Source organism: Polaribacter sp., assembly GCF_965656025.1.
Taxonomy (GTDB): Bacteria; Bacteroidota; Bacteroidia; order Flavobacteriales; family Flavobacteriaceae; genus Polaribacter.
In genome coordinates this window covers 1-2545 of record NZ_CBFHJT010000124.1, presented here as the reverse complement: position 1 = coordinate 2545, position 2545 = coordinate 1, and the positions used below count along the sequence as shown (strand labels likewise).

General features: G+C 28.7%; 3 protein-coding genes. 1 reads left to right on the top strand and 2 read right to left on the bottom strand.

Annotated features, from left to right (window positions below; translation table 11 throughout):
- Both ACTG3S_RS14235 and ACTG3S_RS14230 read right to left on the bottom strand, forming a co-directional pair.
- On the bottom strand, nt 1-1035 hold a 1035-nt coding region (locus ACTG3S_RS14235; protein ID WP_439129995.1), incomplete at its 3' end, for a TonB-dependent receptor plug domain-containing protein.
- A gap of 75 nt (nt 1036-1110) precedes the next feature.
- The gene (locus tag ACTG3S_RS14230) at nt 1111-1428 is read right to left on the bottom strand and encodes a hypothetical protein (RefSeq protein WP_439129994.1); all 318 of its coding nucleotides are present in this window, start codon (nt 1426-1428) and stop codon (nt 1111-1113) included.
- A gap of 206 nt (nt 1429-1634) precedes the next feature.
- Between ACTG3S_RS14230 and ACTG3S_RS14225 the strand changes: the two genes are divergently transcribed.
- Nucleotides 1635-2267: a DUF2202 domain-containing protein gene (locus ACTG3S_RS14225; RefSeq protein WP_439129993.1), complete on the top strand. Its 633-nt coding sequence runs from the start codon at nt 1635-1637 to the stop codon at nt 2265-2267.
- Nucleotides 2268-2545 lie beyond the last annotated feature (278 nt).

Here is a 2545-nt window from a genome sequence, read left to right as displayed (position 1 = left end):
TCCACCATCTCTAGCAATTAACAGAGCATCAACACCACTAAAAATATCAACGTTTTTAGTAGGTTGCCAATTCAGTTCTATTTTTCCACCCATTGTAGTAGCTTCTACAGCAGAGGCAGCTTCCATCATCATAAAAGAAGACCTGTTTGTATTGGTCATTAAATGATCTACATAACTATAGTACGCTTTGGCAGAAATACTATTTAATTTACCTGATAAATTCGATTTTTTATAATCTAAAGAAGCGATGCTGCTATTGTCATATTCTGTATCCATAGGCAAACCAGCATGCAAAACATCACGTCCAAAAGATTGTCTCCAATGAAATTGCAAACGCTCAAAATCAGTAAAATTATACCCCACTTTAACACCATAATCTGTACTTAAAAAAGAAGAAGGAATTTCGGTACCATCACCATCTTTATAACTGCCAAAATCTCTGTAACCGAAATTACCAACTACATCATATTTGTCTTTTATATATTGCAATTGCAGCATGTTTACACTAGAATTTCCATTGGTTTCAAAACCCGAAGAAAACTTTCCATGAAAACCATTATCTAAATAATTGGGTTGTTTAGACACCATATTTACAATTCCGCCAAAAGTAGCGCCATAACGGACAGTATAAGGGCCTTTTATAATTTCTATTTTAGCAATTTCTTCTGGAATAATATGCGTTGTAATAGGATCCATTCTATTTGGGCAAGCATGCATTGCTTTGGTGCCTCCATCATATTGAATGTTCAATTGTTCATATTGACTTCCTCTAAAGGATGGATCTATGGCATAATTTCCTCTTTTAATAACCGAAAAACCATTGATATTGTTAAATAAATCTGCAACGTTTTTGGGTTGTACCACATTTTTGTCATATCTGTTTGAAATGATTGTATGTATCGGATCTGTTTTTAATTTCCCTGTGATGATAATTTCATCTAGTTTTATTCTTTTTACAGTATCTTTTTTTATTTTTTGAGAAAAAGAAACTGTAGAAATAAGTGCGCATATAAGCACACTAAAAATTATTTTCATTTTTAAATTTTTAGTTTTTTATAAGATTGTACACTCTTATTGTTTTGATAAGAGTTTTTTTTAAATTTTAAAAAACTAAATTCGTGGAGGATGAAAACTAGAATTACTCATAAGATATTTGTAATAATTTTGATAACTAAAAAGGGCTTTTTTCAAGGTAGATTTTTTCTTGAAACTGACCTCTGAAGCAGTATGCTGAAGTAGTAAAATATCTTTGAAATCTATAATTTGCAGCGGAACTTCTTCAGAATTTTGACTGCTTTCTGTTACTTTTTTTAAATGACATTTACCATTACATTGCAATTCAGGCTGGTCTTTATTTTCACACAATTCTTCTATAAAACCAATTGGGTCTAAATTATAATAGATATACGTAAAAGAAACTCTTAACATATTATACAATATAAGACTGCTTAAAAAAATGGCGTAAAAAAGGGTTTTATTTTTTGTTAGAAAAACCAACGAAGATAGTGTTTTGTATCAATGTTATTACAACACAAATATAAGGCACAAAAGTGACTTGCCAATGTAACTTAAGTTACTAATAATTTCTTTTTTTTAGAATACCTTTATACAAAGAATTTTAAATTTTAGAAATTATGAAAGCAATATTAAAAATACAGTATTTATTCACCTTTATAATATTAATAACGCTTACAAATGCTTGTTCTAGTGACACAGAAGATGAATACGTATTTGATAATATTGAAGAAAATGCAGCTATTTTACCAGAAGATTCTGAAGCATTGTTGTTTATGCTAGAAGAAGAAAAATTAGCAAGAGACACCTATGAATATTTAGACAAAACTTGGGGTTTAAATCAGTTTGCAAACATTAAAAAAAGTGAACAAACGCATATGAATGCTATTGAAAATTTATTAAAACAGTCTAATACCTCTTATACAATATTAGGTGAAGGTGTTTTTAGTGATCCAGATTTGCAAGCATTTTACGATACATTTAAAGTAGATGGTGCAAAAAGTGTTGTTGATGCTTTAAAAATTGGTGCAACCATAGAAGATTTAGATATTAAAGATTTAGAAGATTATGTTTCTGAAACTGAAAATGCACAAATTATAAACGTATATCAAAGTTTACAATGTGGATCTAGAAATCATTTAAGAAGTTTTATGAAAGGGTTAGATAAAAATGGAGGCACTTACACACCTCAGTTTATAACTCAAGATGAATTTAATAGCATAGTAAGTAGTACTAACGAGCAATGTAATTAACTTTTAGTTTTAAGTTTGGTTAAAAAGCACTTAAGCCTTTATGGATTAAGTGCTTTTTCTTTGGTAACTAATGTTACTAAAAAAACATTTTATTCAATTTAGTTTTGCAGTGTTAAAATTAAATAGATGAAAAAAATAGTAAAAAGCATACTTATAATTGTGTTATTGTTTTCTAAACAATTACCTGCACAAGAAATAATTTCGATTGGTAAGTCTGAGGTTTTATCTAAAATTTCTGATCAAAATTTATCTTTAAAAATTTCTAAAGAGTCGTTTAA

What these genes read in the sequence shown, in the direction of transcription:
- ACTG3S_RS14225 (WP_439129993.1), top strand. Translation starts at nt 1,635, where the DNA reads ATGAAAGCAATATTAAAAATACAGTATTTATTCACCTTTATAATATTA.
- ACTG3S_RS14230 (WP_439129994.1), bottom strand. Translation starts at nt 1,428, where the DNA reads ATGTTAAGAGTTTCTTTTACGTATATCTATTATAATTTAGACCCAATT.